Here is a 26140-nt window from a genome sequence, read left to right on the forward strand (position 1 = left end):
ATGCCACGCTGAATGAGCCCGCCTCATCCGATCCAGGAGAGGCGGACGCCAGCCCGGCATCTTAGCCGCGGCGCGAAATTTCGAGATATTCGCTGTCGGTCAGTGGCTCCACCCAGGCTTCATAGGTGCTGACGGGGGAGAAGCCCATCATCTGGTAGAGCTGCAAGGCGCGCGGGTGGTCCAGCGTATTGGTGGAGACGGTGACCTTCTTGGGGTTGTCCTGCCAGATCGAGTAAAGCGCCTGAAGCAGGAACCATTTTCCGACACCAGCGCCAATCGCCTCTTCCATCAGACCGAAGTAGGATAGTTCGGTGACGTCGTCATTGCCTCTGTTGAACTCGAAGAAGCCAGCCGGCGAACCGTTGAGATAGAGCACTGTTACGCAGTTCTTTGGGTCGCGCAGCACGGCGGTAAGCTCGGCATCGCTCATGCGCATGCGCTTTTGCCAATGCCAGCGCTTGCCGACGCGCCAGTAGAGATAGCGATAAAAATGCAGCGGGATGTCATGCGTTCGCATGATCGCCGTCTGGATATTGACCGGCACCGCCAGGCTGACCTTTGGCGCCGATGTCATTTCAAGCTGGGTGACATGGGCTTTGAGGGGACCGTGTGGCTCCGTCTGCAGAGGCTCTGCCGGGCCAGTCACGATAGGCGTGTCCTCTTTCGATCCCCACTCCGACCATGAGCCGTCATAAAGCGAATTGTCCGAATGACCGAGCGACTCTAGCGCCAGCGTCACGACGGCGGCCGTCACGCCGGAACCGCAACTGGTGACGACCGGCTTGGAAAGATCGATGCCGGCCTCTGCAATCATCTTGCGGATGGTTGGCAGATCCTTGAAGTGGCCGTTCTCCGAAAAGGCAGTGGCAGGCAGGCTGCGAGCACCAGGCATATGGCCGGAACGCATGCCGGCGCGCGGCTCGGCCTCGTCTCCGGTGAAGCGGCCAGCACCTCTGGCGTCGGCAACCTGCTTTTCGCCCGTCTCGACGACAGCGCGCATATCGGAGAACGAGGTCACACGGTTGGCTTTGAACTCGGCGTGAAACTCTGCCTGCTCGATCTGCGGAGCTTCCGTCTCAAGCGGTTTGCCGGCAGCCTTCCAGCCATCGAGGCCGCCATCCAGCACATAAACCGTTTCGGCACCCATGACGCGCAGCATCCACCAGACGCGCGGCGCGGAGAAGAAGCCGGGGCCATCATAGACCACGATCGTATCGGTGTCGGTAATCCCAAGCTTGCCGACTTCCTCGGCAAAAAAATCCGGGGAGGGCAGGGAGTGCGGAAGGCCCGTCTCATGATCGGCAATTGCGTCCTGATCGAAGAAGACGGCGCCTGGAATGTGGCCGCTGGCATATTCCTGCTTTCCGTCGCGTTTATGTGCCGGCAGATACCAGGACGCATCGACGATGCGGAAGTGCGGTGTTCCAAGCTGCTGCTCGACCCAATCCGCCGAAACGACGAAACGGCTTTTATCGGTGCTCACGATGTTTCTCCCAGAAATCAGGCGGCGTCGGCGGGTTTGCCGAAGCGAATGCGGAAACGGCGGTTTTCCTTGCCTTTCTTTTCGATCTTGGCGATGTAAATCTCGCCGACTTCCTGCGTTTCCGACACATGAGTGCCGCCGCAGGGCTGACTGTCAACCGAAGAATTCTCGCCGATGCAGACGAGGCTGACACGGCCAAGCCCGACGGGTGGCCGGACATGCTTGGACTTGACGATGCCAGGATTGGCCGCCAGCTCCTCGTCGGTGATCCATTGCAGGTAGATGGGGTGATTCTGCTCGACGAGTTCCATCAGCTTGGCGGTGATCGCATCCTTGTCGATCGTCTCCGACATATCGAAATCGACCCGCGATTCATCCTCGCCAACGGCAGCACCGGTGATCGGCCAGGAGCAGACCACCGATAGGAGATGACAGGCGGTGTGCATCCGCATCAGCTTGTAGCGTCGCTGCCAGTCGATATGAAGGGTCAGCTTTTCGCCGATGTCCGGGGAGGGCTGACCGTCCAGGGGCACGTGAATGATGACGCTCTTGTCCGCGCCATGGCGCGTTACGCCGAGTTCGATCTTCGCGCCATCGGCCCGTTCGAGAAAGCCCGTATCGCCGGGCTGGCCGCCTGACGTGGCATAGAAGCAGGTCTGATCCAGCTCTACGCCACCATCTTCATGCACTGCCGTGACCACCGCTTCGCAAGTTGAAAGATAAAAATCATCACGAAACAGGGCATTCACAGGCATATTGCATTGACCTCAGACGGTTTCGTACGGAACCGAAATCTCTTTCTTCTCCGTCAACCAGGCCGGAAGGGGAAGCCCCTTGGAGCGCAGGAAGTCGGGGTTGAAGAGCTTGGACTGGTAACGGTTACCGTAGTCACAAAGTATCGTGACGATTGTATGCCCGGGTCCGAGGTCGCGGGCAAGCCGAATTGCGCCGGCAATGTTGATGCCTGAAGAGCCGCCAAGGCACAGACCGTCCTTGGTGATCAGTTCGAAGATGATCGGAAGCGCCTCGGCGTCCGAGATTCGATAGGCAAAATCCGGTGTAAAGCCTTCGAGATTGGCCGTTATGCGACCTTGGCCGATGCCCTCGGTAATCGAGGATCCTTCCGACTTCAGGACGCCGTTCTTGTAGAATTCGTAAAGCGCTGCCCCTTCCGGATCGGCAAGGCCGATCTTGATATCGGGGTTGAAATCGCGAAGACCGTCCGCGACGCCGGCTAGCGTCCCGCCGGAACCGACGGCGCAGATGAAACCGTCCACCTTGCCATCCGTCTGGTCCCAGATTTCCGGTGCGGTTGTTTCGATATGCGCCTGACGGTTGGCGATATTGTCGAACTGGTTTGCCCAGATTGCTCCGTTCGGATCGGTTGCGGCAAGCTGCTTTGCCAGACGACCGGAGACCTTCACATAGTTGTTAGGGTTGGAGTAGGGGGCGGCCGGCACTTCGACAAGCTGTGCGCCAAGAAGCTTCAGCGCGTCCTTTTTCTCCTGGCTCTGCGTCTCCGGGATAACGATCACCGTCTTGTAGCCGAGCGCGTTGGCAACCAGCGCAAGCCCGATGCCGGTGTTGCCGGCCGTACCTTCCACAATCGTGCCGCCGGGACGTAAGAGCCCGCGTCGTTCCGCATCTCGAATGATGAACAGCGCGGCACGATCCTTGACCGACTGGCCTGGATTCATGAACTCGGCCTTGCCCAGAATTTCGCAGCCCGTGGCCTCGGATGCTGCCTTGAGGCGGATGAGCGGGGTGTTCCCAATTGCGGTCAGCACGGAAGAATGGATGGTCATGATCAGGCCTTCTGTCCAGTCAGCGATTCAAAGCCGTTATGTCGTTATCTAACGGCCTTGTGACAAGAAATTATCTTCTGGCGAAGAGGGTTCCAGCGCAAAATCTTGCTGATGCCCAGGTTATTCACTCTTCTTGATATGGGAGTAGGCCTCAAGCGCACGCTGGCGTGCCTCATTATGATCGACGACGGGCTTTGGATAGGTCTTGCCCAATTCGATCCCGGCCTTGTCCAGCACATGCTTAGGCGCATCGAACGGCTTGTGAATGTACTTGGCATCGAGCTTCGAAAGCTCCGGCACGAAAGTTTTGACATAGTCTCCGTCGGGATCGAACTTCTCGCCCTGAATGATAGGATTGAAGATGCGGAAGAACGGCGAGGCGTCGGCACCCGATCCGGCCACCCACTGCCAGTTGCCAGCATTCGAGGCAGGGTCGGCATCCACAAGCGTATCACGAAACCACTTCTCTCCTTTACGCCAGTCGATCAGCAGATGCTTGATCATGAAGGACGCCGTGATCATCCGCACGCGATTGTGCATGACGCCGTGCTTCCACAACTGCCGCATGCCAGCATCGACGATCGGGTAGCCGGTCATGCCCTTCTTCCAGGCGTTGAACTTTGCCGTGTCCGTTTTCCATTCGAACGCATCGAAACTGTCGTTCCAGTTCTTCTCGTCGAGTTTGGGGAAGTGGAAGAGAAGATGGTAGCAGAACTCGCGCCAGACGATCTCCTTGCGAAACCGGCTGATGTCGTTCGAGGCGATGTGGGAGGAAAGGCCTTTGGTGGCGTGCCAGAGCTGGGCAGGCGTGATCTCCCCGTGGGTTAGGTGCGGAGAGAGCATCGAGGTTGCAGGCTGTGCTGGGAAGTCACGACCCTTCTCATAGCCCTTGAGCGCGCTATCGATGAAATCGTCCAGCCGCTCTTTGGCTCCCGCTTCGCCCGGCGTCCAGACGTCCGAGAAATCCTTTGCCCAATCCGGTTTTGTCGGCAGGAGCTTCCAACTGTCCAGCTTTTCCGACGTCGGCCAACTGGAAGGCGCTGATATCTGGCGCGGCTTGCCCGTGGGCTCTGGCGGCTCGTCTCCACCTTCGATGGCGCGCCAGAAAGGCGTGTAGACGCGGTAGGGTCCGCCACTCTTGGTCTTCACCTTGGATGGTTCGTGCAGGAGATGGCCCGAGAAACTCTCGACCTCGTATCCATCATCGCGAAGCTGCTTCTTGAGGTGGCTGTCGATCTCCACACCATCGGGGTCGTAACGACGGTTCCAGAACACAGCACCAGCGCCCACGTCACCAATAAGTGACTTGAGGATTTTGCTGGGGTCTCCACTGCGCAGGATGAGGCGACTTTCAAGCTTTTCCAACTGGTCGGAAAGGGCTTTCAGCGAGTGATGAAGCCACCACTCCTGCGCGCCACCCAAAGGGCCGTTTGAGCCCTGTCGATCCTCGCGTATATAGAGAGGAATGATCGCTCCGCCATGCTCCCGCGCGGCTGCAAGGGCGCGATTGTCAGAAAGGCGCAAGTCCTTGCGAAACCAAAGGATTATGGGGCTGTCCTGCGTCGTCATCGGCTTTCCTTCTGCTTTCATTTTTAACGCGCGTAAGGGGGTTTTGCTCCCCTGCAACGAGGGTAATACGGTGGTGCGATACCTATGGTTTTTGAAGGGTAAATTTTGTTGGGTTTAAATCAAAACAGGTGGAACCATATGCCGGACGTGACGTTGGAGGCACGTGAATTGAGAATGGAAGACCCACCAATGATGCTGAATGAAGTAAAATGGGATGCGCCTGTTGTGATCTCTCTTGAGAACGGCGCGCCTCGCACCTTCAACGGCGTTTATGAAGCCTTTGATTTTCTCCAACACGAGTGGCCCAGCCGCCATGGCAAGGCGTATGAGCAGGCGTTGCGCCTTTGCAGGGCGTCGCTTCTGGGAAGCGTTTCCGGCGAGATCGCACGGACCGCTTTCGTTGAGGCGAGCCGGGATGCAAACCGCCTCGTGGAGATGCCTAAGCTCGCATCGTAAGCGACCCGTTCGATCTTCAGATTAAGAAGACCTTTTCAGCCACCCGCCGCGTTCCCGCCGGGTGGCTTTTTGCTGCGCTCTATCACTTGGATGTCGGGGTGAGGCAGCCGTTTACCGACACATCTTCGCCTAAAAATCTTTGATAAAGCCTCGACTTAACCTCAAAAAAATGGTTGCTGAAACGTTAACCCCGACGCTCGTTTGGCCGAATGGGACTGAAATGGGGCAGGCCGGTGACGCGCAAAATCCGCTACTCAACCTTCTCTACTGCCATGGGGTTTTGCGCCTTCGCATGGCATGAAGGCGGCATCTGCCGTTTCCAGTTGCCCTTTGATTTGGAAGATGATGCGAGGGCCCATCTATCACGCCGTCTGCCCAATGCCGAACATTCCGACCCGAGTGCGGAAGCAAGGCCTCTATTGGAAAAGGTGAGAGCCTATTTCAAAGGTCAACCGGTCGAATTTCTGAATATCCAACTTGATGTCGGCCCTCAAAGTGATTTCTTTTCAACGGTTTATGGAATCGTGCGGGCTATGCCGTGGGGAACATCGAAAACCTATGGTGAAATCGCGAAGGAATTGAATGCTCCCCCGCAAGCTGCTCAGATCGTTGGGCAGGCGATGGCAAAAAATCCGCTGCCGCTTCTTATCCCATGCCATCGGGTTCTTGCCGCTGGCGGTAAGCCGGGTGGCTTTTCGGCTGAGGGCGGCGTGAAGACGAAGCTGCAAATGCTGGCGTTGGAAGGTCTTTTCAACATTCAGCCAAAACCCGAACAGGCTTCACTATTTTGATAACTCCAAGGGCGATTTTGGGGCATAACATACCCATAATCGCCCATGTCTCGTCAAATTCTGGCTAGATTCGGAGCATAGACGGCTCATCAGCAGTCGTCGTGAGCGAGACGTTTCGCTCCTAAGACTGCCCTACTTTGAATGTGCGCAAGGACACTTCGGCGCGGGCTGGAGCCAAGTTGTCCTGTGCTTTTAAAGGGCAAGAGAGTGAGAGTATCTGCGTTTCTTTTGGCTGTGGGGCTGTGTGCCGCGGTCATAACGCCCGCCTCGGCGGGCATGTTGAACCAAGCCGAGCAATATGCCGGTCTTCATGAAGGCAAGAACAACAAGACGCTGAAAGCAATTTTGGGCGTCAACCCTCGTAAAACTCCGTGGTGCGGCCACTTTCTCAGCGTTGTTGCCGAGAAATCGGGACGTACCCCACCAAAATCCTCCGGTTTCGCCAAATCCTGGAAATCCTTCGGTTACGCTGTTCCGGTCGGTGCCGCCAAACCCGGTGACGTTGTGGTCGTCAGAAGCGGCAAGCGATATCACGCAGGCATCCTGAAGAGCATGAGTGGTGCCACTGCTCAAATCCTCGGCGGCAACCAGTCCGGCCGCGTACAGGTGTCCAACTTCAGCCGCAAGTCCATCGTCTCTGTTCGTAGGTAATCGCGCTTCAAGTTAAAGTACGCCCGGGTACACCCACGAAAGCGTGGCTGGCAGCATGGCGCTCACAAGAGAATCTATGGTGGGTTTAACGTCACCCTAGGTCCCTTTCCGCACGCGGTCTACGGCTGTTCACGTGTGCCTGGAGCGGCATCGCGCTGGTCGTCATCTTCCAGGTCCGTTGCAACGATAAAAGCGTCTTCGTGCTGGCGTGCCGCCTGCCGACGTGCTCTGAGGCTGGTCAGCTCATCGGGGTCCAACTCCTGCTGATGTTGCGTCAGATCGCCTTCCGTTTCGAAACGCGCGACATCTTCGTCTTTGATGTCGAGGTGATTCTTCTTGTCGATCGTCGATTTGTCGTCGGTCATGGTACGCTCCCATCGATATTGAATGATTGTCGGGAGGGAAACGGGCAGGGCGCCGCTTCGTTCCTTTTTGTGACCACTCCATCCCGTATGACAACACCGTCAAAGCATGGGCGCAGGAACCAAATAAGAGTGCCGATTGTTTTCCGATATCGAAAACGGGAGAAGCACCATGCAAGTCGATCGTGAATCCGAAATACGCAACAAGGCTTATGAGAAGTGGGAAAGCGAAGGTCGGCGCGATGGCGACCACGAGCGCCACTGGCAAGAGGCAGAATTGGAAATCGATGCGACACGCAACACATCTGTGTTGGGCGTGGAGGATGAAGACGCTACGGGTCAATCGCCTGCGGTCGTCTCTCTGAACCGCGAGCAGTCGCAAGACAATGGTAAGTCCGATGACGAGCTTGAAGAAGGTCTGGAAGACACCTTCCCAGCGAGCGACCCGGTCTCCGCCACATCCACAGCGGTTTCCGGCCGTGCTGGCAAGCGTTGAGATCCAGCAGGTTTCAACCAAAGCTGGATGTTCGAAGTGTTAAGGCGATCGCCACGGCGGTCGCCTTTTTCGTGTGCGATCAGACATCTCCCGGTGACTAAGGTGTCTAAAGCATGGTCCACGCAAAAGCGTGCCGCGGTTTTGCGATAGAGACATGCGATAGCTAGGGCCTAAGGCCTGAGGCGCTAATCTGAAAGATTGCGACACGCCTTAGTGGACGGCCGGCTCCTCGTCCCCAAGAAAGCTCCTGATGCCATCCCGTTCGCATGTTGCGAGAAACTCTTCCCAGGCGTCCTTGTCGGTGGCGAAGGGCTCGTCCCAGGTCGTCACGTCGTCCTCTTCGGAGATGACCTCCAGCTGCCAGTCCTGCTGCGTTCCGGCGGGCCGGAAGATATCCACGAGCACGGTGATGCCGTCATCCTCGAACTCTCCCGAAAATTCAGAGTGTTCCAACTTTTGTTTCTTGGACATATCAGCCTCCCGCTCCGGTCGGCGCATCGGGCGCCAGATGTTCTTTATATTGTACTGTCTCAGACTGGTCGGTATCGAATTCGCCGGGCGACTTCAGAAGACGTAGACCCGGACCGCCGGCTGCAGATGTCTGATTGTTGTCGATGAAGGAAATTCCGGCCTTCTCCAAAGCAGCACGAAGCCTGTCGCTCAATTCAGGATCAGATCCGCTTTGGCCGCTCTCAAAAGACGCCAGATCCGCTAGATCTACCCCTGCAGCTTCGCCAAGCTTTTCCGGGGACCAATCGAGCATTGCGCGCGCGGCTCTGCATTGCGAAGCGGTGATCGACATATCCGCAGTCTCCATTGCGATAGATGACCGAAGCGGCTGCCTTGATCCTTATTCGTCGTAACGAATATGCGATCTCGTCGCAACGATGTGTACACCCCAGACGTTGATGGTCGGAGATTTTTCAGCGGTATTTTTTGGAGAGATATCTTGCTTACAACGCGGTCGATTGTAAAAATGGCTCCCCGGGCCGGATTCGAACCGGCGACCTGTCGATTAACAGTCGAATGCTCTACCGCTGAGCTACCAGGGAACGTGCGCCGCTTGGCGTGGCGTGAGCGGGGTAATACAAACGCTTTGACGATTTGCCAAGCGCTTTTTTCAAAAAAAATGAATTCCTCTTGTTTTATCCACCGAAGGCCCCACGTTTCCGGGCATGACGATGTTGAAAAAAATTGTCCCAACCCTGTCGAGCTGAGGTGATCTGGCGTGAATTTCGGTATTCACCCCAAAACGGGGCGGCTTCACATGGGCAAATGGAGCGTGGCGATGCCGCGCTCGCGTATCGGACGCATCGTTATCGGCACGGTGCTCGTGATTTGCGGCCTTCTTGGCTTCTTGCCAGTTCTCGGCTTCTGGATGGTTCCGCTCGGACTTTTGGTGCTGTCTCAGGATTTGCGCTTCGTTAGGCGCAAGCGCCGTCAGTTGGCCATCTGGTGGGAATATCGCAAGCGCGCCCGTCAGGCGCGCCGCGAAGACGCTGAAGGCATCAAGCGCCCGTAAGCGAGTTGCTGAGGCCCTGGCCGGCCCACACCGCCGCATAGGCCAATGCTGCGAAGTAAATCGTCGTCAGCGCGAGAAACAGGTAGCCACCAAGCACGGTCGCTCCGTCACGCTGAATCATGCCCGCGGAGAACAACAGGATGGCGATCCCCGGCAGGGTGTTGGAGAAGGGAATGAAGCCGAGCGGCATCATCAGCAACAGGCCTGCCACCATGATGGCGATACCGTTCACCCGGTTCATGATTGCACCGGTCGTCAGGGAAAGCAGGCGTGGGCGAATATACTTATCCAGCCAGGACACGATATTGATGCCCTTTTGCAGCGCAGGCACAAGGCGCGCCGTCTCCATCTGCCGATCCAGAATGCGTTTGGGCAACCACGGCAGCCGGTTCAGAATGATGGCAAGGCTGATCATGATGATGGCTGCCCCAAACACCGTGCTGACGCCTGGAATGGAAACGGGGATGAGGAAGGGCAGGGAGGCGATGGCGCACATCAGAAGGAGGCCTTGTTCTCCGATGGCCTCCATCAATTCCCGCAAAGTGATCGTCTTTCCGCCAAGCTGATTGATCAGCTTTTGCAAAACGGAACTGAGATTTTCAGACGTATCTTTGAACGCGAAGTCCTGCGTCATGCTTTCTCCCGAAATCAATTGAACTCGGGGATTGATAGCATTCGCGCCCACAAGTGACTATCCGCAAATGCTCAAGGGATAGGCGGTCAGCGTCAGACTTACGGCAATGGACGACTTAATTCGTCAGTGAGAAACCCACTTGTTGTAAGCACCCAGCAGAAGAACAACCATCAAGATGCCGAGAATAAACGGGTTCAACGAAGTAAAGAAATTAACGTAGTCCATAACTGTCTCCTCCTCAGTATGTCCTCGCCCCTCCATTCTACGCCGAATCGGCGGAAACGCCAGAATAAAAGGAATTGATACTGCGCTGCAGCAAGGACCGCCGCAGATATCGATAAACGAGAGTATTTTGACATTTCGCGCCGCAGCAATTTTGTATATTGAGCATGATGATGCTGCGCTGCATCATTTGCCATTTGCGCATTTGATCGGTAAGGCAGGCACGAAAGCCGCTACGAAGTCGCAGCGGCGACAAGCGCAGGCCGTGGTTGGGCCGACCCAATGCAAAAATCGCTGGATTGAACGGAGAACAAAATGCTGAAGGGTCTTTATGCCTGGGCGATGAACCTTGCGGCACGCAAAACCGCCGTCTGGTGGCTGGCCGTCATTGCCTTTGTCGAGAGCTCCATCTTCTTTCTGCCCGCAGATGTCCTGTTTCTGCCCATGGTTCTGGCAAAGCCACGCAAGGCAATGTTCTATGCGACGGTCGCGACGGTCGCATCGGTTCTTGGCGGAATCGCCGGGTGGTATCTCGGCCATTACGCCTTCGAAAGCGTTGCTCGTCCGCTCTTGGAGTTCTACGGCAAGCTGGATGCGTTCGAGCATCTGAAGGCTTCGGTGGATTATGAAACGATCGTCCTCCTGTTGATCACCTCCGGACTTGCGCACCTCCCGCCGATCAAGGTGGTGACGATCCTGTCCGGTGCCGCAAATATCAGCCTTGGGCTTTTCATCGTGACGGCCATCGTGACGCGAGGTGCGCGATTCTTCATTCTGGCCGGTCTTCTGCAGCGTTACGGCGAAAGCATCCGGCACTTCATCGAGAAGCGCCTTGGCATGATCGCAGCACTCGTTGCCAGCGCCCTGATTGCCGTCTACGCCGTCTATATCTTCGTGCGGTGACATCGTCTGCGCCTGCGCGCTTGCAGGTCAGAAACGTTCATCTTGATGTCAGCCTCAGCATCTATCCCTTCCGTCAATAGCAGTTGGAAGATGGATAGAATGCGCAAAAAAATGATCACGCTTGGGAGCGCCTTGGCGGTCCTGCTGTTGAGCTTCTTCGCCTATCTCGGCTTCCTGCAGCTTTCCGGGAATTTTCATGAGGTGTTGGCCGGCGAACTCTATCGTTCGAACCAGCCCAGCGCCGAGCAACTGGCGCTTTATGTGAAGCAGCACAATATCAAGACCGTCATCAACCTGCGCGGTAAGAATGATGGCTCGACCTGGTACAAGGACGAGGTTTCCGAGTCTAAAGCACTCGGCGTAAATCATGTCGATTTCGCCATGTCGGCGCGTGAGACGCTATCGATGGACAAGGCCGAAGCGCTTGTCGAAATCATGCGCACATCGCCAAAGCCGATCCTCATCCATTGTCGCTCCGGCTCCGACCGCACAGGCCTCGCCTCCGCGATCTATCTGGGCAAGATCGCAGGTGTCGATCCTGAAACCGCGGAAAAGCAATTGTCCATTCGCTATGGCCATCTGGGTGTGCCGGTCATTTCCGCGGCCTATCCTATGGATGAGAGCTGGGAGCGGATCGAAAATGGTTTGGCGCAAATGTAACCGCCACGACCAGTAGTGCTATCGCTGCGGTTGGCTCATCTCCATAAATTTCACGTCTCGCTTTTGCGCCTTTTTCAAGAGCGGGACTCATCCCATGTCCGGGAAGTTCGCCAAGTCAGAGCCTCCAAGTGGCGGGTCGATTCGTCGTTTACCCGTCTTTCGCTGAAGTACCTTCCTAAGCCAAGCGTGGTTGATTCCGCAAACAATCTGTCGCGGCAAGCTGGGTTAGCCTTGCAGGTTTGGCATCCAATCATAAAAATGTGAGACATGACGTGACGCAACGATCCTCGAATAGAGGTCTTGCCAAACAGGATGCGCCCATGACCAAGTCTCAGATACCCGCCTTACGCCCCACTGCCGCTTGCCTTGCTGTTGGGCTGATCCTTGTGATGAGCTCGGCGGCTGGTGCGGCCGTGACCGGCGATCGTCGCGCGGTATCGGAACCGACCTTGCCCACACAGCTCTGCGCCACGCTTTCACCGCAGCCAGCGGCGCAAAGTGCACAAGCGCAACAGGTGCTGGATACACAGCGGCTTCAGGCGGCAATTGATGCATGCCCCGCAGGTCAGGCCATCAAGCTGGTCGCCGGCAATGCTGGGGGCCGATTCGTCAGCGGCCCGCTGACAATCCGTTCCGGTGTCACCCTCTGGCTCGACCGGGGCGTAATATTGGCCGCAGTCGCTGATCCTCAAGCTTATGACCGCGGCAGCGGCACGTGCGGAACAATCGATACGAAAGGGGATGGCTGCCGCCCCTTCCTTCTGTTTGAGAAAGCGCAAGGCGCGGCTCTGGTCGGTGACGGCCTCATCGATGGTCAGGGTGGGGAGGTCATGGCTGGCGGCAAGGAGACCTGGTGGCAACTTGCCCGCAGAGCCCAAAGCCAAGGCGGCAAGCAGAACAATCCCCGGCTGATCCAGGTCGATGACGGCGCAGACATCGTTTTCTACCGCGTGACGCTGCGCAATGCGCCGAACTTCCATATTATACTGAACCGTGTGAAGGGCGCCACGCTTTGGGGTGTGCGCATCGATACGCCCGCAGATGCGCGCAACACGGATGGCATCGATCCTGCCGGTTCTCAGGATGTGACCATCGCTCACAGCTTCATCCGTGCCGGGGACGACAATATCGCTATCAAGGGCGGGAGCGCTCCGACCCGATACGTCTCGATTGTAAACAGTCACCTCTACTGGGGCCATGGCCTGTCGATTGGCAGCGAGACCGAATCGGGTGTGAGCAACGTCCTCGTCCAAAACGTTACCGTCGACGGGGCGACGTCGGGACTGCGTATCAAGAGCGATATCAGTCGGGGTGGGCTCGTCACTGGCATCCAATATGAGAATGTGTGCCTGCGCGGCAATCTGCGCCCGATCGACTTTGACACGCGTTACGACAAACAGGCTCACGGCTCGAAGATACCGGTTTACCGAGACATCCTGCTGCGCAGTGTAACAGGAGAGACAGGAACGCTGGTTCTCCGGGGCTATGATGCCACCCATCCGCTTGAAGTGACGTTCGACGGTGTGCGCTTTGATCCCAAAGCAAGCTGGCAGATCGACAACGCCACCCTATCTGTCGGTCCGGGTGGCCTCATACCCCCACCGCCTGTAAAGGTATCGCCTGCCTCTCAACCTTCCGCAACGTCTGACAAAGCATCGCCACCCGATTGCACCGCACGCTGGCTGGATTTCCCAGAAGTGAACTGACCGCCAGGCTCACCTTCGCAAACCCGATTTTCTGTTTTTGTTTGCGGACTTTATTTTTAGGGTTGCGTGCGACACGCCTTCTATATAAACGCGTCTCTTGTGTCGGAGCGTAGCGCAGCCCGGTAGCGCACTTGACTGGGGGTCAAGGGGTCGCAGGTTCAAGTCCTGTCGCTCCGACCATTTTTGAGGTTCTCCCCAAGCCTCGATTTTTCTGAGAAACACCTTGGGATCAGCCCTTTGACCATCTTCGCATGGAGATGGCGCGGCTCTTTATCTTCACCCATTAATCCACCCAATCGTTCATTTTTGAATTTTCTAATGGAACGCTCAAGCGGGGCGACGTGTTAGTCCATCGTAACAAATCGAGGCGTCGCTGGGGATGCTTCGAAAGAGATGGAGAGAGAAATGAACAGCATTATCTATATTGTAGGTCTGGTTGTAGTCGTTGGCATGATCCTGTCTTTCGTGGGCTTGGCCTGACAGGACAGGCGTCTCTAATGTGTATGAGGCGCCGATGCGCGCGAGGTAGCGCAGCAAGATTGTGTGCTGCGCCCCTCCCGAAGGCGATCAGTTTTCCTGAACGGACACGCCGTTTGGTCCGATATTCATTTCGATACCCTTAGGCTTCGACTCTTCGTGCCACACATAGATGCCAAGAGCGGCGACGAGTACGACCAGCGCGCCGATGATGAAGTAGAGATTGTTAGACCGCGTCATTCGGATTTCCCCTGAAAATGAAGATGTACGGCTGAACAACGCGGAAAATCCTGCCCGGTTCCACCGGGTAGGTGGTAATCGGCTACGGGTCCGTCAGTATGCGTTTTCTGACTTCAACAGGCGGATCGGTGTCAGGAAAAGAATCTTGAGATCGAGCCAAAGAGACCAGTTTTCAATGTAGTAGAGATCGAAAGCGGTGCGCTGCTTGATCTTGTCGCTGTTGTCGATTTCGCCGCGCCAGCCGTTGATCTGCGCCCAACCGGTAACGCCTGGCTTGACCTTGTGACGGGCGAAATAGTGTTCTACGACCTCGGTATATTTCAGGTCGCCCGTCTGGGCATGGACGGCGTGTGGCCGGGGACCGACGAGGGACAGATCTCCCGCCAACACGTTGAAAAACTGAGGCAGTTCGTCCAGCGAGGACTTGCGCAAGAAACGGCCCACCGGCGTGACGCGCGGGTCATTCTTGGTCACTGCCTTGACAGCGCTTGGATCGCTCATTTCGGTATACATTGACCGGAACTTCCAGACGTTGATGGTCTCATTATTGAAGCCGTGGCGCTTCTGCCTGAAGAACACCGGACCTTTCGACGTTGATTTAACCGCGATCGCGGCTCCGATCATCACGGGCCAGAGCAGGAGCAGAGCGATGACGCTGAAGAGAATGTCGAACATCCGTTTCGCCACGCCGTCCCAGTCCCGAATGGGCTTGTCCACGACGTCGAGCATCGGCACGCCGCCATCGCGGGAATAGGAGCGGGGTCTGAAACGCAGCTTGTTGGCATGGGCCGCAATGCGGATATCGACGGGCAGCACCCAAAGCGTTCGAAGAAGCTCCATGATGCGCGCTTCGGCGCTGATGGGCAGCGCGATGATCAGCATATCGAGTTTCGTCAGTCGCGCGAACTCGACCAGTTCCCCGAACGTGCCGAGCTTCGGGTAACCTGCGACGATATCGGGCGAGCGGTTACCGGTGCGGTCGTCAAAAATGCCGCAGATACGGATATCGTTATCGTGGCGTTCCAGAGAACGGATCAAATCTTTGGCTGCCTGACCCCCGCCGACGATGACGGCGCGGCGCTCCATGACCCCGTTGCGACCCCAGTGACGAATAGCGAGCCCGACGATCGATCGTTCCAGAAGAAGAAAGACTGATCCCGCGGCGACCCACCAGGCAAAGCCTGCCCAGGAGTAGCCATCCTCCCTCAACAACATGTACATTGCGCCGGCTGTCACGGCGCATGCGGTGACGTATGAACCGACGATGCGCGCGGCCATGGCTAGAGGGCGGCGCAGTGAGGGGAGCTGGTAGGTATCGGTCAGCTGAAGCAGAAGAGCGGTGAAACCTGCGTTGAAGAGGCAGGTGACGACAAGCGCCAGGTGAACCCGCCAGCTGCCGGAGATTTCCATGCCGTTGAGGACGAGCGCAATGATCGAAAGGCCGACGAACTCGAAGAGGCGCAGCTGACCGATCACCATATTCGGTGAGTGGCTGGTATCGCGAAGTTGATTGGCGACCTGCCGGGCGAGGGGATTGAGGGTCGGCTTATTGCCGTCGCCTGCCGCTTTCTGAGAGAGCTGCAACCGCACGACATCGAGATCGGAGCTTCGTCCGTCTCTTTCTTGATCGCCCATAGACTTATCCCGTCATCATTTTTCAGATACAGATAAGCCATAGATACTAAAAGAAGCGTTGACGATTGCCATTCACGGAATCGCTTTACACTTTTGATGTCACTGAAGCGCTGCCAAGAAGTACCAGGCCGCTACAGCAGTAATGGGGGCGGGATACGCAATACCAGTTTACCCGCAACTATGGACAGAGGCTTAGGCCGCCGGATCGGCGCCTGCCGCTTCTGCCGCTGAACTTGAATTTCTGGCTTTAGCTTTGGTGAAGCCAGGGAGCGCTACGACGCAGTTTCCTCAAAAGAAACGTTCCCGCACATAGATGGTGTCGCCCCCCAGCACAGGTGCTGAGATCAGCACGCGTCCGGTGTTGACCTCGGCGTTGAGTTTACGCGTCACATCGACGTCGCGCTGGTTTGCACGTGAGGTGAAGCCTCCTGCAATGGCAATGGCGTTCTGGATCGTCATGCCGGGGACGTAGGAATACTGCCCCGGTCTGCCCACTTCACCCATGACGAAGATCGGGCGATAGCGATCGACCTCGATGCTGACATCGGGATTGCGCAGATAGCCTTTGCGGAGTTGTGCGGCGAGCGCTGCTTCAACCTGCTTGGCCGTTCGGCCGCGTGCCGGAATTTGCCCAACGAGCGGGAAGGCGATGTAGCCCGCCTGGTCGACAGTGTAGGTGTTGGTGAGGCCGGCTTGATCGAAAACGGTAACGCGCAACCTGTCGCCGCTATCCAGACGATAGGGCTGTAGGGCAGCGGCATTGATGGCGGAGGGCGCGGGTTGATAGGCAGCGCAACCACCAAGCGTCATCGTCGCGGCGAGGGCAAAAGCTGATATCAAACGTGGGATGGCGAAATTCATTCGCAATCATGCTCCGGGGACATTTCTTGACCTCAGTTATCCGTTCGTCATGGTTAATTCCGGGTAAAGAAAACTTTTTTTGGAAGAATTTCGCTGGAGATCGTCGAAGTACCGCTTGGCGTCGACTGTTTAACGCTTGTGTTACTGCGACGCGGTTAGAAGGGTAGAACTGTAACCGTGCGAGCAAAGCTGCCGGCGATGAGAAAATGAAGGCGCCATGACCGCGAACGACAATGCGACCGAACCACAGGATGATCTTGATCGCGCCGCTGAGGAAGCGGGGCTTCCGATAGCCTATGTTGCGGATCTTCTCGTCATGCCAGGCGCCAAGCCCGTTGCGGTTGTCGCGTCACCCAGTGGGGCGGATGGATCGACAGCGACCGTCATGCTGGCAAGAGCGATTGCCGAACTGGCGCGATCCGTGGTGCTTGTGGACATGACCGCGACGGGGGCTCCTTCGCGGCTGATGGTGTCGGACGAATCGCTCCCGGGCATCATGGATCTCCTGACGGGTGATGCAGCCTTCGGCGAAACCATCCATCGTGACCGGCTCTCCACGGCGCATATCGTTCCGCAAGGCGTGGGCTCGGGACATCGCGTCAGCGGCGTACTCGAGCGGCTCGTGATGGTGCTCGGCGCATTGTCGGGGAGTTACGATACTGTGCTGCTCGAGTTCGGCGCAGCCAATCCCGCTGAAATCTCGCGCGTCCTCAAATATGTCGATGCGGATATCGTGCTTTCCGTTCCGGATGGTGATCCTGAGGTGCTGCGTGAGGCAGAGACGGCGTTCCGCGCGAGCGGACACAGCCAGATCATTCCGATGGTATCGGCAGCGAGAGCCTGACCCAGGCCGCACCACTAACAGCCTGAAACGCGTCGTTTTTCACGCTTCCAGCGAAACGAGTTATTTCTGCCGTTTCGGACCGGCCATCCATTTGATGATCAGCATGGCTGGCAAGATCCACAGAAGACCGGACAGCACGAAATAGCCGAGGTGAACCCACCACGGCGAGTTTGCGAGCGTTGCCGAGGCGAAGGCTGTGGCAACAACCGCATAGGTCACGACCAGCAGAATGATGATGATAGTGCCGATGAATGATCTAAGGCGGGGATGCATGGCTGATGTCTCGTCCGTCACGTGTTCCTGGGATTCCTCTATAGCAGCGCCCGTCAAAAACGGTATCGCTTTTCGCAAGCGGATTTGCCGCGACCCGATGCCGCAAAGGCTAACCCCTTGTTTTGCCCAGCCGCTTGAGGCAAACCAATGTTAGGAATTGTGGAGTGTCAAGAATGCGATCCGATACGCTGGCGACGGCGGATGCCTCTGTCGAAAAACGGGTGAAAACGGCTTTGCAGCAGCAGGAGAGCAACCGCAAGCTTCTGCGCATCTGGCTGCGCGTCGTGCTGTTCACGCTGTTCTGTCTCGTCCTCGTGGGCGGTGCCACACGCCTGACCGAATCGGGTCTTTCGATCACCGAATGGAAGCCGATCCACGGCGCCATCCCGCCCTTGACGGTCGCCGAATGGGAAGAAGAATTCCAGCTCTACAAGCGTATTCCGCAATATCAGGAAATCAATCGCGGCATGTCGCTGGACGAGTTCAAGACCATCTTCTGGTGGGAATGGGCGCATCGTCTGCTGGCGCGGGCCATCGGGTTGATATTTGCCCTGCCGCTTGCCTATTTCTGGCTCACAGGGCGCATCGAAAAACGCCTGCGCCTGCCACTGGTCGGTCTTCTGGCGCTTGGAGGTTTTCAGGGTTTCGTCGGCTGGTGGATGGTATCGTCCGGCCTGGTCAACCGCACGGACGTCTCCCAATACCGGCTCGCGACCCATCTGACGATCGCCTGCCTGATTTTTGCTGGCTGCATGTGGATATTGCGCGGTCTTTCCTATCATTCTCCAGAAGCATCGCATGAGCGCGAGGGCAGGCGATTTGCGGCCCTTTTGGCGGTGCTTTGTCTCGTCCAGATCTATCTCGGCGCGCTCGTTGCCGGCCTCAATGCCGGTCTTTCCTACAACACATGGCCGCTGATGGATGGTTCACTGATCCCTGGCGATCTCTTCATCCAGCAACCCTGGTGGATCAATCTCTTCGAGAATCCTAAAACGGTGCAATTTGTCCACCGAATGGGCGCCTATACGCTGTTTGCCGCGACACTCTGGCACATGGTCAGCCTCTGCCGCAGATTGCCGAACACGCCACATGCGAGGCGTTCCGTGCTGTTCTTCGTTCTTGTCTGTGTGCAGGCGTGCCTCGGCATCACCACGCTTCTCACCCATGTGGATATCCATGTGGCGCTCGCCCATCAGGGCATGGCGCTGATCGTCCTTGGTTTCGCCATTGCCCACTGGCGGGGTTTTATCGGGGAATATCCTGCGCCGGTATCCGTCGAAGTCAGGGACTGAGATCGTTTAATAGGCCGCGTGCAACGGTGAGGAAGGCGAGACGCTCCAAAGCGTCCTCGCTTTCATCGAGGACGCTGCCATCATCCTCGAGGGACCAGCAGATCGATGCTCCCGCATGCGCAATGGCGTAGCGGAGGATTTTCTCTCGCGAGCAGTCCAGCGTTTCTGAAAAAATGGCACAAAGCCGTCTGATCCGTTGCGGATCGACGATATCCGGCAGGGCGTTCAGCGGATTACCGAAGATGTTTGCGACATCATAGGCGGGATCACCGACCAGTCCCTGAGGATCGATTGCCAGCCAGCCGCGCGGGCCACCCGTGACGATGTTGTCGTGGTGCAGGTCTCCATGAAGCGGATTTACCATCTGCTGATGAGCGAGCAATTCCCGAACGATATCGGCACAGTACTGCAAAGGCTCACGCAGGCGCTCATCGCTTTCCGTCTCGGCCCGGGCAAAGAGAGAGCGGAAATGCTGGTCCAACGTCGTGAGCCCGCCGGGAGGTGCTCCGCCTGGCGCGTGAAGTCTCTGGAGAACCTCGCAGATGATTGCATTCGCGGCGTCTTCCTCATGTTGAAGACGGTAGGCGCGAAGCGTCAGATCACCCGCATCTTCCAGCAGGCATTCTGTACCCTCTTTCTGCAGGAGATGCACGGCACCTTGGCCCTGCCGCCACTTCAGGAAGGTCATACCGGGAAGCTCGCCCAATCCCCGCGGCTTCAATCGCTTCAAGATCGCTGAGGAGCCATCTGTCAAAGTGACGCGGTGGACAATGCTGCTCGCTGTATCGGCAAGAAAAAAGGCGGAGGAAATGCTCCACCGCCTTTTGATCTCATCCGGAATGTCGGACGTGATGACGCTCTCGCTCATGCAGACAGCATCAGCTCCATGTTTTGAACGGCCGCACCCGAAGCGCCCTTTCCGAGGTTATCGAGAACCGCGACGAGGTTGATGTGCTCTGCATTGCCGAAGACGTGCAGCTTCATGATATCCTGGTTTGCGAGTTCTTCAGCATCGATACGCGCGATCGACTTGCTCTCTTCCAGAGGCACCACCTTGACGATGTCCTGTCCGGCATAATGCAGAGTAAGGGCGGCGTGAACCGTTTCCGCAGTCGTGCCGTCCTTGAGGTTGGCGGCAAACAGCGGAACCTGAACGATCATGCCCTGCGGGAAGCGACCGACCGATGGCGAAAAGAGCGGTGCGCGATCCAGGAGCCCATGGCTCTTCATTTCCGGCACGTGCTTGTGCTTCAGGGTCAGGCCGTAGAGGAAGTTGTTGGCACTGATCGCATCCTCTCGGCTTTGGTCTTCCATCTGCGCAATCATCTGCTTGCCGCCGCCGGTATAACCGGAAACGGCGTTGACGCTGACGGGATAGCCGTCCGGCAGTATGCCTGCGGCACGCAAGGGACGGATAAGAGCGATGGCGCCGGTGGGGTAGCAGCCGGGATTGGCGACGAAGCGGGCGGAGCGAACCTTTTCCGCCTGATCCTTGTCCATTTCGGCAAAGCCGTAGGCCCAGTCGGGGTGGATACGGAAAGCGGTAGAGGTATCGATGATCCGAACCTTGTTGTTGCCGGACACCATGGAAACAGCTTCCTTGGACGCATCATCCGGCAGGCAGAGGATCGAGATATCGGCGCTGTTCAGCATATCCTCGCGCATGGATGCATTGCGGCGCTCGGCTTCAGGAATCGACAGCAGCTCGATATCGCGGCGGTCGGCCAGGCGCGTGCGGATCTGCAAGCCTGTAGTGCCGTGTTCGCCATCGATGAAGATTTTCGCTGCCATGTCCTTAACCTTACATTTTCAATATGTTGTGGGAGTTTTCAGACTCGATTTGTTAGCGCGTGGGATGCGGATCAGGTTGATCTTGCAAGCCGCTCGGCACGCAGCCCAAGCATATACATCGCAACCGTTGCCCCGGCAATGGCCGTGATATCCGCATGATCATAGGCCGGCGCCACCTCCACCACGTCGGAACCGCGAATGTCGAGTTGCCCAAGGCCGCGCAGGACCGAGAGGATTTTCGCGCTCGATGGCCCACCAGCCACGGGCGTGCCGGTGCCGGGCGCAAAGGCCGGGTCGAGGCAATCTATATCGAAGGTCAGATAGGTCGGCAGGCCACCCGTGTGCCTGACGATCAGTGAGGCAATGTCGGCGGCGCGCATGTCCTCAAGCTCGTAGCCATAGAGGATCTTGATGCCGCAATCTTCGGGCGCATGCGTGCGGATACCGATCTGGATCGAGCGATCAGGGTCGATCAACCCATCTCGTACCGCGCGCACAACGAAGGAACCATGATCGATGCGCTTGCCATCATCGAACCATGTATCCTGATGGGCGTCGAACTGCACCAGCGCCAAAGGACCGTGTTTGGCCACATGCGCTTTTAACAGCGGCCAGGTGATGAAGTGGTCGCCACCCAGTGTCAGCAGATAGTCGCTATCGGCGACAATCTTGCGCGCCTCCTGCTCGATTGTTTCGGGTGTCTGCCAATGATTGCCGTAGTCCAGCAGGCAGTCTCCATAGTCGATCGTCGGCATCGACTCGAAGAGATCACGTGCGAAGGGATATTGCGGATCGTTGTCGAAAATGGCTGAAGCGCGACGGATCGCCTGAGGTCCGAAACGAGCGCCGGGCCGGTTGGATGTGGCAGCATCGAAAGGAATGCCCCAGACCACGGTGGAAGCGCCCTCCAGGTTCTTGCTGTAGCGACGACGCATGAAGGACAGCACGCCCGCATGGGTCGGATCGCTGGCCGCCGAGGTGAGAGAAGGGGCCGTGAAGGCGTGATCGATCGTCTTTTTAGCCATTGCTCATCCTTCGGTGAAAACATCGAGAATATTCAATATCGCATTAAGCAGTTCGGGATAAGATTGCCTCGTGGTAAACACCTCGTAAACATCTAATCTGATAGTATATCCGACAGCTTCACCGTCTTGTTCGGGTCTTTTTGTCCCCGGCATTTCCAGCAAGCCATGCGTCGTTGCCGATCACCCTGGCGCTTCAGGGGTTCGGAACTGCGCTTGACTCTGTGACCGCCGCTTCTCGAAGGCTAGCTATACGCAACGTGACATGTGGTTTTTATGAACTATCGACCCGAAATTGACGGTTTGCGTGCCTTGGGATTGCTGGCCGTCATTTTTGCCCATGCGGGTTTCGCAGCCTTCGATGGCGGCTATATCGGTGTCGATATCTTCTTTGTCATCAGCGGCTATCTGATTACCAAGGTGATTCTGCGCGAATATGCGGAGGGCCGTTTTTCGATCGGCCGTTTTTATGCGCGCCGCGTGCGCCGCATTCTTCCCGCACTATTCTTTGTCCTCCTCTGTACCATACCCTTTGCCTGGATGTGGTTGCTGCCGGACGCCTATGAGCAGTTTTCCAAGAGCCTGATGGCGGCGACGCTTTCACTTTCCAACATCTACTTCCTGAGAAATACCGGATACTTCTCCCCCGAGACGGCAGAAGTCCCGCTGATCCACACATGGAGCCTCGGTCTTGAGGAGCAGTTCTATCTGCTTTTCCCGCTGCTCTTTCTGTTCCGGCTGAAGATCAGGACGATCTTCTCCATTGTGCTCGCTCTTGCCTTAGGCAGCCTGCTTTTGAGCGAAGCCGGCTCCCGCTTTTTTCCCGTCGCCAATTACTACCTGTTGCCGACCCGGATCTGGGAGATTCTTCTCGGCTCGATCTGTGCATTCCAGATCTTTGGTAAAGACCGGCGCACAAGCGATGTTCTGGCGGCAGCGGGCCTGTCCCTCGTCATTCTATCGATCTTTCTGTTCGATCCTTCGCTCAATATTCCTTCGCTGGTGGCTCTGCTCCCCACGGGAGGCGCAGCTCTGATTTTGCTGTTTGCCTCGCAGACCAGCGTCGTCGGGCGCATCCTTGCCCTGTCTCCTTTGGTTTGGCTCGGCCGGATCAGTTTCAGTGCCTATCTCTGGCATCAACCTGTCTTTGCGTTCTGGCGCATCCGCAGCCCCGAGCCGCCATCGACGATTGTGATGTGCGCATTGATCGCTCTTGTTCTGCTGCTCTCGGCCCTGAGTTGGTATTTCGTCGAACAGCCATTTCGTGGCCAACGGGTGCGCTTTGCCAAACTCGCATGGGCGGCCTGCGCACTGGCTGTCGGGCTGGTTGGTTTCGGCGCCTGGGGCGATGTGAAAGAGGGCTTACCCTCCAGGCTGCCCAACAATGTCAGGGAATTCGTCGATCGCACCACCTGGAACGATAACTGTCTCTTCCAAAGAGAAGACGGCATTCCAGCTCTTCCCAGCATGGAGTGCATGTTCAATATCGGCAGCGGCCGGACGATTGCCGTCTGGGGCGATTCCATCGGGGCTTCGATTTCCCCGGCCTTGCAGGAGGAGTTGAAGCGCCGCAACATCGGTATGGTGCAGCTGACCCATGGCTTCTGTGCGCCTATCCTTGGCGTTTCTGTCGCAAGAGACGAAGGCGCTGCCAATTGTGAAGAGTTCAACAGGCGCGCATTGGATTACCTGGCGGCCAGCAATGTCGAAACAGTTATCCTGTCGGCCTCATGGGTCAGCTTCCTCGCGGCACCCTATATGCAGATCGACAGCGAGGTATACGCCAATGGAGCGATCCCGCTGCAGGCGATTGCCGACAATCTTCGTGAGACTGTTCAGCGGCTGGAGGCGACCGGAAAACAGGTTGTGATCGTCTATCCGGCTCCGCGTTTCGACAAGCCGGTGGTCGACCTCATGGCCTCGCGCATGTTGCGGGGCGACCCTGCGCCAAGCTTCGAGTTCTCGAAAGCCGATTTTGAGGCAAACACCGGTCGCGCCTACCAGCTCCTGAACTTGGGTCTGCCTCAGGACGTCAGCAAGGTGCTGCCGGAGCAGCTCTTCTGTGATCCTACTTCAAAGGGTGGCTGTTACTTTGGGCTGGATGGCGTGGCCTATATCGCCGATAGAGGTCATTACACCAGGGCAGGGGCCGAACGGATTGCCGCCGCGGTCGCGGACGAATTGTTTGGTGCCGATGGCATAACCGGATCCATCCCGCTGCCGCTTAACTGACAGCCTGCGTCATCACCACTAAGAGATAAGCATCAATAGAAAAAGGCGGAGCCGAGGCCCCGCCTTTTCGATTTTTGTATTCCAGAAGCGATTAGCGCTTGGAGAACTGGAAGCTACGGCGAGCCTTGGCCTTACCGTACTTCTTACGTTCAACGACGCGGCTGTCGCGGGTCAGGAAGCCACCCTTCTTCAGAACGGGGCGCAGGCCCGGTTCGAAGTAGGTGAGAGCCTTGGAAACACCGTGACGAACGGCACCGGCCTGACCGGAGAGACCACCACCGGCAACAGTCGCGATGACGTCAAACTGACCTGCACGTGCTGCTGCAACGAGCGGCTGCTGCAGGATCATCTGCAGAACCGGACGTGCGAAATAGGCAGTGAAGTCACGGCCGTTGATGATGATCTTGCCGGAACCAGCCTTCACCCATACGCGGGCTACGGCGTTCTTGCGCTTGCCGGTCGCGTAGGAGCGACCGAGAGTGTCAACCTTGCGGACGTGTACGGGAGCCGAAGCTTCCGATGCCGGGGCGAGGTCTTTCAGGGAGGAAAGATCGGCCATTATCAGGCGCTCCTTACGTTCTTCTTGTTCAGCGATGCAACGTCGAGAGCGACAGGCTGCTGTGCTTCGTGCGGGTGGTTCGAACCAGCGTAAACGCGAAGGTTCTTCATCTGGCGACGACCGAGCGGACCACGCGGGATCATGCGCTCGACAGCCTTTTCAACGACGCGCTCCGGGAAGCGACCTTCGATGATCTGGCGAGCCGTACGCTCCTTGATGCCACCCGGGTAACCGGTGTGCCAGTAGTACTTCTTGTCGGAATACTTCTTGCCGGTGAAGACAACCTTTTCCGCATTGATGATGATGACGTTGTCGCCATCATCGACGTGGGGGGTGTAGGTTGCCTTGTGCTTGCCGCGCAGGCGGGTAGCAACGAGGGTGGCGAGACGACCAACAACGAGGCCTTCGGCGTCGATGATGACCCACTTCTTCTCCACCTCAGCGGGCTTCTGAACGAAAGTAGACATTCTTTTCACTTTCTTTAGGACCCGTCATCCGGCTGTTGCCAGATTGGATGCGGGCGTTTCTTGTTGCTTGATTTGGCCGCATTTGCGCGTGCCGGAAGACATGTATTCCAGGAGAATTCAGTCTGGCGCGCTTATAAGCGGTGCGCCGCAAACCGTCAACAGGAGCAAAAACGCAGCCTTCAAAAATAGCGTATAAAAATCAGAAGGTTAATGATGTGGTTTTATAATACCACACAAAAACATGACGTTCTTATCCCAAGCGCATGATGAGAACGCCCATCGCGATGATGCCGCCGGCGACGTAGCGCCAGATGCTGGCCTTCTCCTTGAGCAGGAAAACCGAGATCAGGATGGCGAACAGAATGGAGGTTTCGCGCAGGGCTGCGACCACCGCCACCGGCGCCTGCGTCATTGCCCATAATGCAAGGCCGTAGGACAAAATCGAGCCGCCGCCACCGGCAAGACCGCGCCACCAGTTGCGCCTCACATGCTGCACGACCGGCAGATAACCACGTTGATAGAAGGCATAGGAGAAGAGCAGGACAGGCGGGAGCAGGGACATCCACAGCGTATAGGAAATGGCATTGCCCGAGGTCCGCGCACCAACGCCATCAACGAATGTGTAGCCTGCAATGACCACTGCATTGGCGAGCGCCAGCAAAATGGCCTTTCGACCGCCACGGCGTGCCTCGAAGGCAAGGGTGAGGATGCCCGCCGAAATGACAGCAATGCCGGCGAAGGCAGCGGTGCTCAGCCTTTCATCGAGAAACAGGCTGCTGCTCGCTGCCACAATCAAAGGCGCAACGCCGCGCATGACGGGATAGACGAGGCCGATATCGCCGACGGTATAGGCTGCGGCGACCAGCCGGAAGTAAGCGAACTGCAGGATGGCGGACGCCACCAGAAAGGGCAGCGCGACGAGCCCGGGAAGGGGCAGGAACGGCAGGAAGGGAACACAACAGATGGCGGCACCCGCAGCGATCAACGACGCATCCAGCGCCTTGTCCGATCCGGATTTGACAAGGGCGTTCCACGAGGCATGCAGAAGGGCGCCGAAGAGGACAAGAAGCAGGACATCGAGGGACACGGGCGACTCATGAAGCGTCTGGATGGAAATCCGACCTTAGAGCATGTGGCGCGAAAGTGTTACGCGGTTTTGCGATGATGAGATGCGACAAAACAAGGCG

29 protein-coding genes and 2 tRNA genes are annotated in these 26140 nt (G+C 57.2%); 12 read left to right on the forward strand and 19 right to left on the reverse strand.

Annotation, left to right across the window (positions count from 1 at the left end; all coding sequences use genetic code 11):
* Window positions 1–61: 61 nt before the first annotated feature.
* From sseA to ACTJKV_RS09090, 4 genes are all read right to left on the reverse strand, one after another.
* Window positions 62–1483: a 3-mercaptopyruvate sulfurtransferase gene (gene sseA, locus ACTJKV_RS09075; RefSeq protein ID WP_274103731.1), complete on the reverse strand. Its 1422-nt coding sequence runs from the start codon at window positions 1481–1483 to the stop codon at window positions 62–64.
* Between the two features lie 17 nt (window positions 1484–1500).
* Window positions 1501–2238, reverse strand: a complete 738-nt coding sequence (locus ACTJKV_RS09080; protein ID WP_274103730.1) for an alanyl-tRNA editing protein — start codon at window positions 2236–2238, stop codon at window positions 1501–1503.
* A 12-nt stretch (window positions 2239–2250) separates the two neighbouring features.
* Window positions 2251–3288: a cysteine synthase A gene (locus ACTJKV_RS09085; protein ID WP_062437857.1), complete on the reverse strand. Its 1038-nt coding sequence runs from the start codon at window positions 3286–3288 to the stop codon at window positions 2251–2253.
* 120 nt (window positions 3289–3408) lie between these two features.
* Window positions 3409–4857 (reverse strand): cryptochrome/photolyase family protein, encoded by a 1449-nt coding sequence (locus ACTJKV_RS09090; RefSeq protein WP_113272300.1) that lies wholly within the window; start codon window positions 4855–4857, stop codon window positions 3409–3411.
* A 189-nt stretch (window positions 4858–5046) separates the two neighbouring features.
* Between ACTJKV_RS09090 and ACTJKV_RS09095 the strand changes: the two genes are divergently transcribed.
* The 3 genes from ACTJKV_RS09095 (at window position 5047) to ACTJKV_RS09105 (ending at window position 6755) form a co-directional block, all read left to right on the forward strand.
* A complete protein-coding gene (locus tag ACTJKV_RS09095) occupies window positions 5047–5313 on the forward strand; it encodes a DUF982 domain-containing protein (RefSeq protein WP_062425573.1) in 267 nt (88 codons plus the stop codon).
* 233 nt (window positions 5314–5546) lie between these two features.
* Window positions 5547–6104 carry a methylated-DNA--[protein]-cysteine S-methyltransferase gene (locus tag ACTJKV_RS09100; protein ID WP_440598619.1) on the forward strand — a complete coding sequence of 186 codons (558 nt, stop codon included), beginning with the start codon at window positions 5547–5549 and terminating at the stop codon, window positions 6102–6104.
* 207 nt (window positions 6105–6311) lie between these two features.
* Entirely contained in the window at window positions 6312–6755 is a 444-nt protein-coding gene (locus tag ACTJKV_RS09105; protein WP_111847849.1) for a TIGR02594 family protein, read from the forward strand.
* 119 nt (window positions 6756–6874) lie between these two features.
* Here ACTJKV_RS09105 and ACTJKV_RS09110 read toward each other — a convergent pair whose 3' ends face one another.
* Window positions 6875–7120, reverse strand: a complete 246-nt coding sequence (locus ACTJKV_RS09110) for a hypothetical protein (protein ID WP_062425570.1) — start codon at window positions 7118–7120, stop codon at window positions 6875–6877.
* 169 nt (window positions 7121–7289) lie between these two features.
* Between ACTJKV_RS09110 and ACTJKV_RS09115 the strand changes: the two genes are divergently transcribed.
* Window positions 7290–7613, forward strand: a complete 324-nt coding sequence (locus ACTJKV_RS09115) for a DUF2934 domain-containing protein (protein WP_274103729.1) — start codon at window positions 7290–7292, stop codon at window positions 7611–7613.
* A 210-nt stretch (window positions 7614–7823) separates the two neighbouring features.
* Here the strand turns inward: ACTJKV_RS09115 and ACTJKV_RS09120 are convergent, their stop codons facing one another.
* From ACTJKV_RS09120 to ACTJKV_RS09130, 3 genes are all read right to left on the reverse strand, one after another.
* Window positions 7824–8084 carry a hypothetical protein gene (locus ACTJKV_RS09120; protein ID WP_062425568.1) on the reverse strand — a complete coding sequence of 87 codons (261 nt, stop codon included), beginning with the start codon at window positions 8082–8084 and terminating at the stop codon, window positions 7824–7826.
* Between the two features lies 1 nt (window position 8085).
* Entirely contained in the window at window positions 8086–8415 is a 330-nt protein-coding gene (locus ACTJKV_RS09125; protein ID WP_274103728.1) for a helix-turn-helix domain-containing protein, read from the reverse strand.
* Between the two features lie 175 nt (window positions 8416–8590).
* Window positions 8591–8665, reverse strand: a tRNA-Asn gene (locus ACTJKV_RS09130).
* Between the two features lie 176 nt (window positions 8666–8841).
* On the opposite strand from ACTJKV_RS09130, the gene ACTJKV_RS09135 reads away from it, so the two are divergent.
* Entirely contained in the window at window positions 8842–9135 is a 294-nt protein-coding gene (locus tag ACTJKV_RS09135) for a PGPGW domain-containing protein (protein WP_112359640.1), read from the forward strand.
* Here ACTJKV_RS09135 and ACTJKV_RS09140 read toward each other — a convergent pair.
* Window positions 9122–9769, reverse strand: a complete 648-nt coding sequence (locus tag ACTJKV_RS09140; RefSeq protein ID WP_062598189.1) for an exopolysaccharide biosynthesis protein — start codon at window positions 9767–9769, stop codon at window positions 9122–9124. The genes ACTJKV_RS09135 and ACTJKV_RS09140 overlap by 14 nt on opposite strands.
* A 537-nt stretch (window positions 9770–10306) precedes the next feature.
* Between ACTJKV_RS09140 and ACTJKV_RS09145 the strand changes: the two genes are divergently transcribed.
* The 4 genes from ACTJKV_RS09145 (at window position 10307) to ACTJKV_RS09160 (ending at window position 13440) form a co-directional block, all read left to right on the forward strand.
* Entirely contained in the window at window positions 10307–10894 is a 588-nt protein-coding gene (locus tag ACTJKV_RS09145) for a YqaA family protein (RefSeq protein WP_112518984.1), read from the forward strand.
* A 132-nt stretch (window positions 10895–11026) separates the two neighbouring features.
* Window positions 11027–11554, forward strand: coding sequence for a dual specificity protein phosphatase family protein (locus tag ACTJKV_RS09150; protein WP_062598340.1), 528 nt, complete (start codon window positions 11027–11029; stop codon window positions 11552–11554).
* Between the two features lie 320 nt (window positions 11555–11874).
* Window positions 11875–13260: a glycoside hydrolase family 28 protein gene (locus tag ACTJKV_RS09155; protein ID WP_274103727.1), complete on the forward strand. Its 1386-nt coding sequence runs from the start codon at window positions 11875–11877 to the stop codon at window positions 13258–13260.
* Between the two features lie 103 nt (window positions 13261–13363).
* Window positions 13364–13440, forward strand: a tRNA-Pro gene (locus tag ACTJKV_RS09160).
* A gap of 387 nt (window positions 13441–13827) precedes the next feature.
* Here ACTJKV_RS09160 and ACTJKV_RS09165 read toward each other — a convergent pair.
* The 3 genes from ACTJKV_RS09165 to ACTJKV_RS09175 form a co-directional block, all read right to left on the reverse strand.
* Window positions 13828–13977, reverse strand: a complete 150-nt coding sequence (locus ACTJKV_RS09165) for a hypothetical protein (protein ID WP_111847855.1) — start codon at window positions 13975–13977, stop codon at window positions 13828–13830.
* A 93-nt stretch (window positions 13978–14070) separates the two neighbouring features.
* Window positions 14071–15612, reverse strand: a complete 1542-nt coding sequence (locus ACTJKV_RS09170) for an undecaprenyl-phosphate glucose phosphotransferase (RefSeq protein WP_440598620.1) — start codon at window positions 15610–15612, stop codon at window positions 14071–14073.
* 288 nt (window positions 15613–15900) lie between these two features.
* Window positions 15901–16473, reverse strand: coding sequence for a polysaccharide biosynthesis/export family protein (locus ACTJKV_RS09175; protein ID WP_062425562.1), 573 nt, complete (start codon window positions 16471–16473; stop codon window positions 15901–15903).
* Between the two features lie 217 nt (window positions 16474–16690).
* On the opposite strand from ACTJKV_RS09175, the gene ACTJKV_RS09180 reads away from it, so the two are divergent.
* On the forward strand, window positions 16691–17317 hold the full coding sequence (locus ACTJKV_RS09180) for a hypothetical protein (RefSeq protein ID WP_440598621.1): 627 nt from the start codon (window positions 16691–16693) through the stop codon (window positions 17315–17317).
* A gap of 60 nt (window positions 17318–17377) precedes the next feature.
* On the opposite strand, the gene ACTJKV_RS09185 is transcribed toward ACTJKV_RS09180, so the two are convergent.
* Window positions 17378–17590, reverse strand: coding sequence for a DUF2842 domain-containing protein (locus tag ACTJKV_RS09185; protein WP_062426135.1), 213 nt, complete (start codon window positions 17588–17590; stop codon window positions 17378–17380).
* A gap of 173 nt (window positions 17591–17763) precedes the next feature.
* On the opposite strand from ACTJKV_RS09185, the gene ACTJKV_RS09190 reads away from it, so the two are divergent.
* Window positions 17764–18882: a COX15/CtaA family protein gene (locus ACTJKV_RS09190; protein WP_440598622.1), complete on the forward strand. Its 1119-nt coding sequence runs from the start codon at window positions 17764–17766 to the stop codon at window positions 18880–18882.
* On the opposite strand, the gene ACTJKV_RS09195 is transcribed toward ACTJKV_RS09190, so the two are convergent.
* The 3 genes from ACTJKV_RS09195 to speB form a co-directional block, all read right to left on the reverse strand.
* Window positions 18872–19750: an aminoglycoside phosphotransferase family protein gene (locus ACTJKV_RS09195; protein WP_111847858.1), complete on the reverse strand. Its 879-nt coding sequence runs from the start codon at window positions 19748–19750 to the stop codon at window positions 18872–18874. The two genes, ACTJKV_RS09190 and ACTJKV_RS09195, sit on opposite strands and share 11 nt — an antisense overlap.
* Window positions 19747–20673, reverse strand: coding sequence for an N-acetyl-gamma-glutamyl-phosphate reductase (gene argC / locus ACTJKV_RS09200; RefSeq protein ID WP_440598623.1), 927 nt, complete (start codon window positions 20671–20673; stop codon window positions 19747–19749). The genes ACTJKV_RS09195 and argC overlap by 4 nt, the downstream gene beginning before the upstream one ends.
* Window positions 20674–20744: 71 nt before the next feature.
* Window positions 20745–21698, reverse strand: coding sequence for an agmatinase (speB, locus tag ACTJKV_RS09205; protein ID WP_111847860.1), 954 nt, complete (start codon window positions 21696–21698; stop codon window positions 20745–20747).
* A 273-nt stretch (window positions 21699–21971) separates the two neighbouring features.
* Here speB and ACTJKV_RS09210 point away from each other — a divergent pair, with 273 nt between their 5' ends.
* Window positions 21972–23927, forward strand: coding sequence for an acyltransferase family protein (locus ACTJKV_RS09210; protein ID WP_440598624.1), 1956 nt, complete (start codon window positions 21972–21974; stop codon window positions 23925–23927).
* A 91-nt stretch (window positions 23928–24018) separates the two neighbouring features.
* Here the strand turns inward: ACTJKV_RS09210 and rpsI are convergent, their stop codons facing one another.
* The 3 genes from rpsI to ACTJKV_RS09225 form a co-directional block, all read right to left on the reverse strand.
* Window positions 24019–24486 (reverse strand): 30S ribosomal protein S9, encoded by a 468-nt coding sequence (gene rpsI, locus ACTJKV_RS09215; protein ID WP_440598625.1) that lies wholly within the window; start codon window positions 24484–24486, stop codon window positions 24019–24021.
* 2 nt (window positions 24487–24488) lie between these two features.
* On the reverse strand, window positions 24489–24953 hold the full coding sequence (rplM, locus tag ACTJKV_RS09220) for a 50S ribosomal protein L13 (protein ID WP_062425555.1): 465 nt from the start codon (window positions 24951–24953) through the stop codon (window positions 24489–24491).
* 250 nt (window positions 24954–25203) lie between these two features.
* The gene (locus tag ACTJKV_RS09225; RefSeq protein ID WP_112518995.1) at window positions 25204–26040 is read right to left on the reverse strand and encodes a DMT family transporter; all 837 of its coding nucleotides are present in this window, start codon (window positions 26038–26040) and stop codon (window positions 25204–25206) included.
* Window positions 26041–26140: the final 100 nt, after the last annotated feature.

Origin of the sequence: Agrobacterium sp. 22117, from assembly GCF_052045735.1 — a bacterium.
Taxonomy (GTDB): domain Bacteria; phylum Pseudomonadota; class Alphaproteobacteria; order Rhizobiales; family Rhizobiaceae; genus Agrobacterium; species Agrobacterium cavarae.

What these genes read in the sequence shown, in the direction of transcription:
- ACTJKV_RS09080 (WP_274103730.1), bottom strand. Translation starts at nt 2,238, where the DNA reads ATGCCTGTGAATGCCCTGTTTCGTGATGATTTTTATCTTTCAACTTGC.
- ACTJKV_RS09085 (WP_062437857.1), bottom strand. Translation starts at nt 3,288, where the DNA reads ATGACCATCCATTCTTCCGTGCTGACCGCAATTGGGAACACCCCGCTC.
- ACTJKV_RS09090 (WP_113272300.1), bottom strand. Translation starts at nt 4,857, where the DNA reads ATGACGACGCAGGACAGCCCCATAATCCTTTGGTTTCGCAAGGACTTG.
- ACTJKV_RS09095 (WP_062425573.1), top strand. Translation starts at nt 5,047, where the DNA reads ATGATGCTGAATGAAGTAAAATGGGATGCGCCTGTTGTGATCTCTCTT.
- ACTJKV_RS09110 (WP_062425570.1), bottom strand. Translation starts at nt 7,120, where the DNA reads ATGACCGACGACAAATCGACGATCGACAAGAAGAATCACCTCGACATC.
- ACTJKV_RS09115 (WP_274103729.1), top strand. Translation starts at nt 7,290, where the DNA reads ATGCAAGTCGATCGTGAATCCGAAATACGCAACAAGGCTTATGAGAAG.
- ACTJKV_RS09120 (WP_062425568.1), bottom strand. Translation starts at nt 8,084, where the DNA reads ATGTCCAAGAAACAAAAGTTGGAACACTCTGAATTTTCGGGAGAGTTC.
- ACTJKV_RS09125 (WP_274103728.1), bottom strand. Translation starts at nt 8,415, where the DNA reads ATGTCGATCACCGCTTCGCAATGCAGAGCCGCGCGCGCAATGCTCGAT.
- ACTJKV_RS09140 (WP_062598189.1), bottom strand. Translation starts at nt 9,769, where the DNA reads ATGACGCAGGACTTCGCGTTCAAAGATACGTCTGAAAATCTCAGTTCC.
- ACTJKV_RS09145 (WP_112518984.1), top strand. Translation starts at nt 10,307, where the DNA reads ATGCTGAAGGGTCTTTATGCCTGGGCGATGAACCTTGCGGCACGCAAA.
- ACTJKV_RS09155 (WP_274103727.1), top strand. Translation starts at nt 11,875, where the DNA reads ATGACCAAGTCTCAGATACCCGCCTTACGCCCCACTGCCGCTTGCCTT.
- ACTJKV_RS09165 (WP_111847855.1), bottom strand. Translation starts at nt 13,977, where the DNA reads ATGACGCGGTCTAACAATCTCTACTTCATCATCGGCGCGCTGGTCGTA.
- ACTJKV_RS09170 (WP_440598620.1), bottom strand. Translation starts at nt 15,612, where the DNA reads ATGGGCGATCAAGAAAGAGACGGACGAAGCTCCGATCTCGATGTCGTG.
- ACTJKV_RS09175 (WP_062425562.1), bottom strand. Translation starts at nt 16,473, where the DNA reads ATGAATTTCGCCATCCCACGTTTGATATCAGCTTTTGCCCTCGCCGCG.
- ACTJKV_RS09180 (WP_440598621.1), top strand. Translation starts at nt 16,691, where the DNA reads ATGACCGCGAACGACAATGCGACCGAACCACAGGATGATCTTGATCGC.
- ACTJKV_RS09185 (WP_062426135.1), bottom strand. Translation starts at nt 17,590, where the DNA reads ATGCATCCCCGCCTTAGATCATTCATCGGCACTATCATCATCATTCTG.
- ACTJKV_RS09190 (WP_440598622.1), top strand. Translation starts at nt 17,764, where the DNA reads ATGCGATCCGATACGCTGGCGACGGCGGATGCCTCTGTCGAAAAACGG.
- ACTJKV_RS09195 (WP_111847858.1), bottom strand. Translation starts at nt 19,750, where the DNA reads ATGAGCGAGAGCGTCATCACGTCCGACATTCCGGATGAGATCAAAAGG.
- argC (WP_440598623.1), bottom strand. Translation starts at nt 20,673, where the DNA reads ATGGCAGCGAAAATCTTCATCGATGGCGAACACGGCACTACAGGCTTG.
- speB (WP_111847860.1), bottom strand. Translation starts at nt 21,698, where the DNA reads ATGGCTAAAAAGACGATCGATCACGCCTTCACGGCCCCTTCTCTCACC.
- ACTJKV_RS09210 (WP_440598624.1), top strand. Translation starts at nt 21,972, where the DNA reads ATGAACTATCGACCCGAAATTGACGGTTTGCGTGCCTTGGGATTGCTG.
- rpsI (WP_440598625.1), bottom strand. Translation starts at nt 24,486, where the DNA reads ATGGCCGATCTTTCCTCCCTGAAAGACCTCGCCCCGGCATCGGAAGCT.
- rplM (WP_062425555.1), bottom strand. Translation starts at nt 24,953, where the DNA reads ATGTCTACTTTCGTTCAGAAGCCCGCTGAGGTGGAGAAGAAGTGGGTC.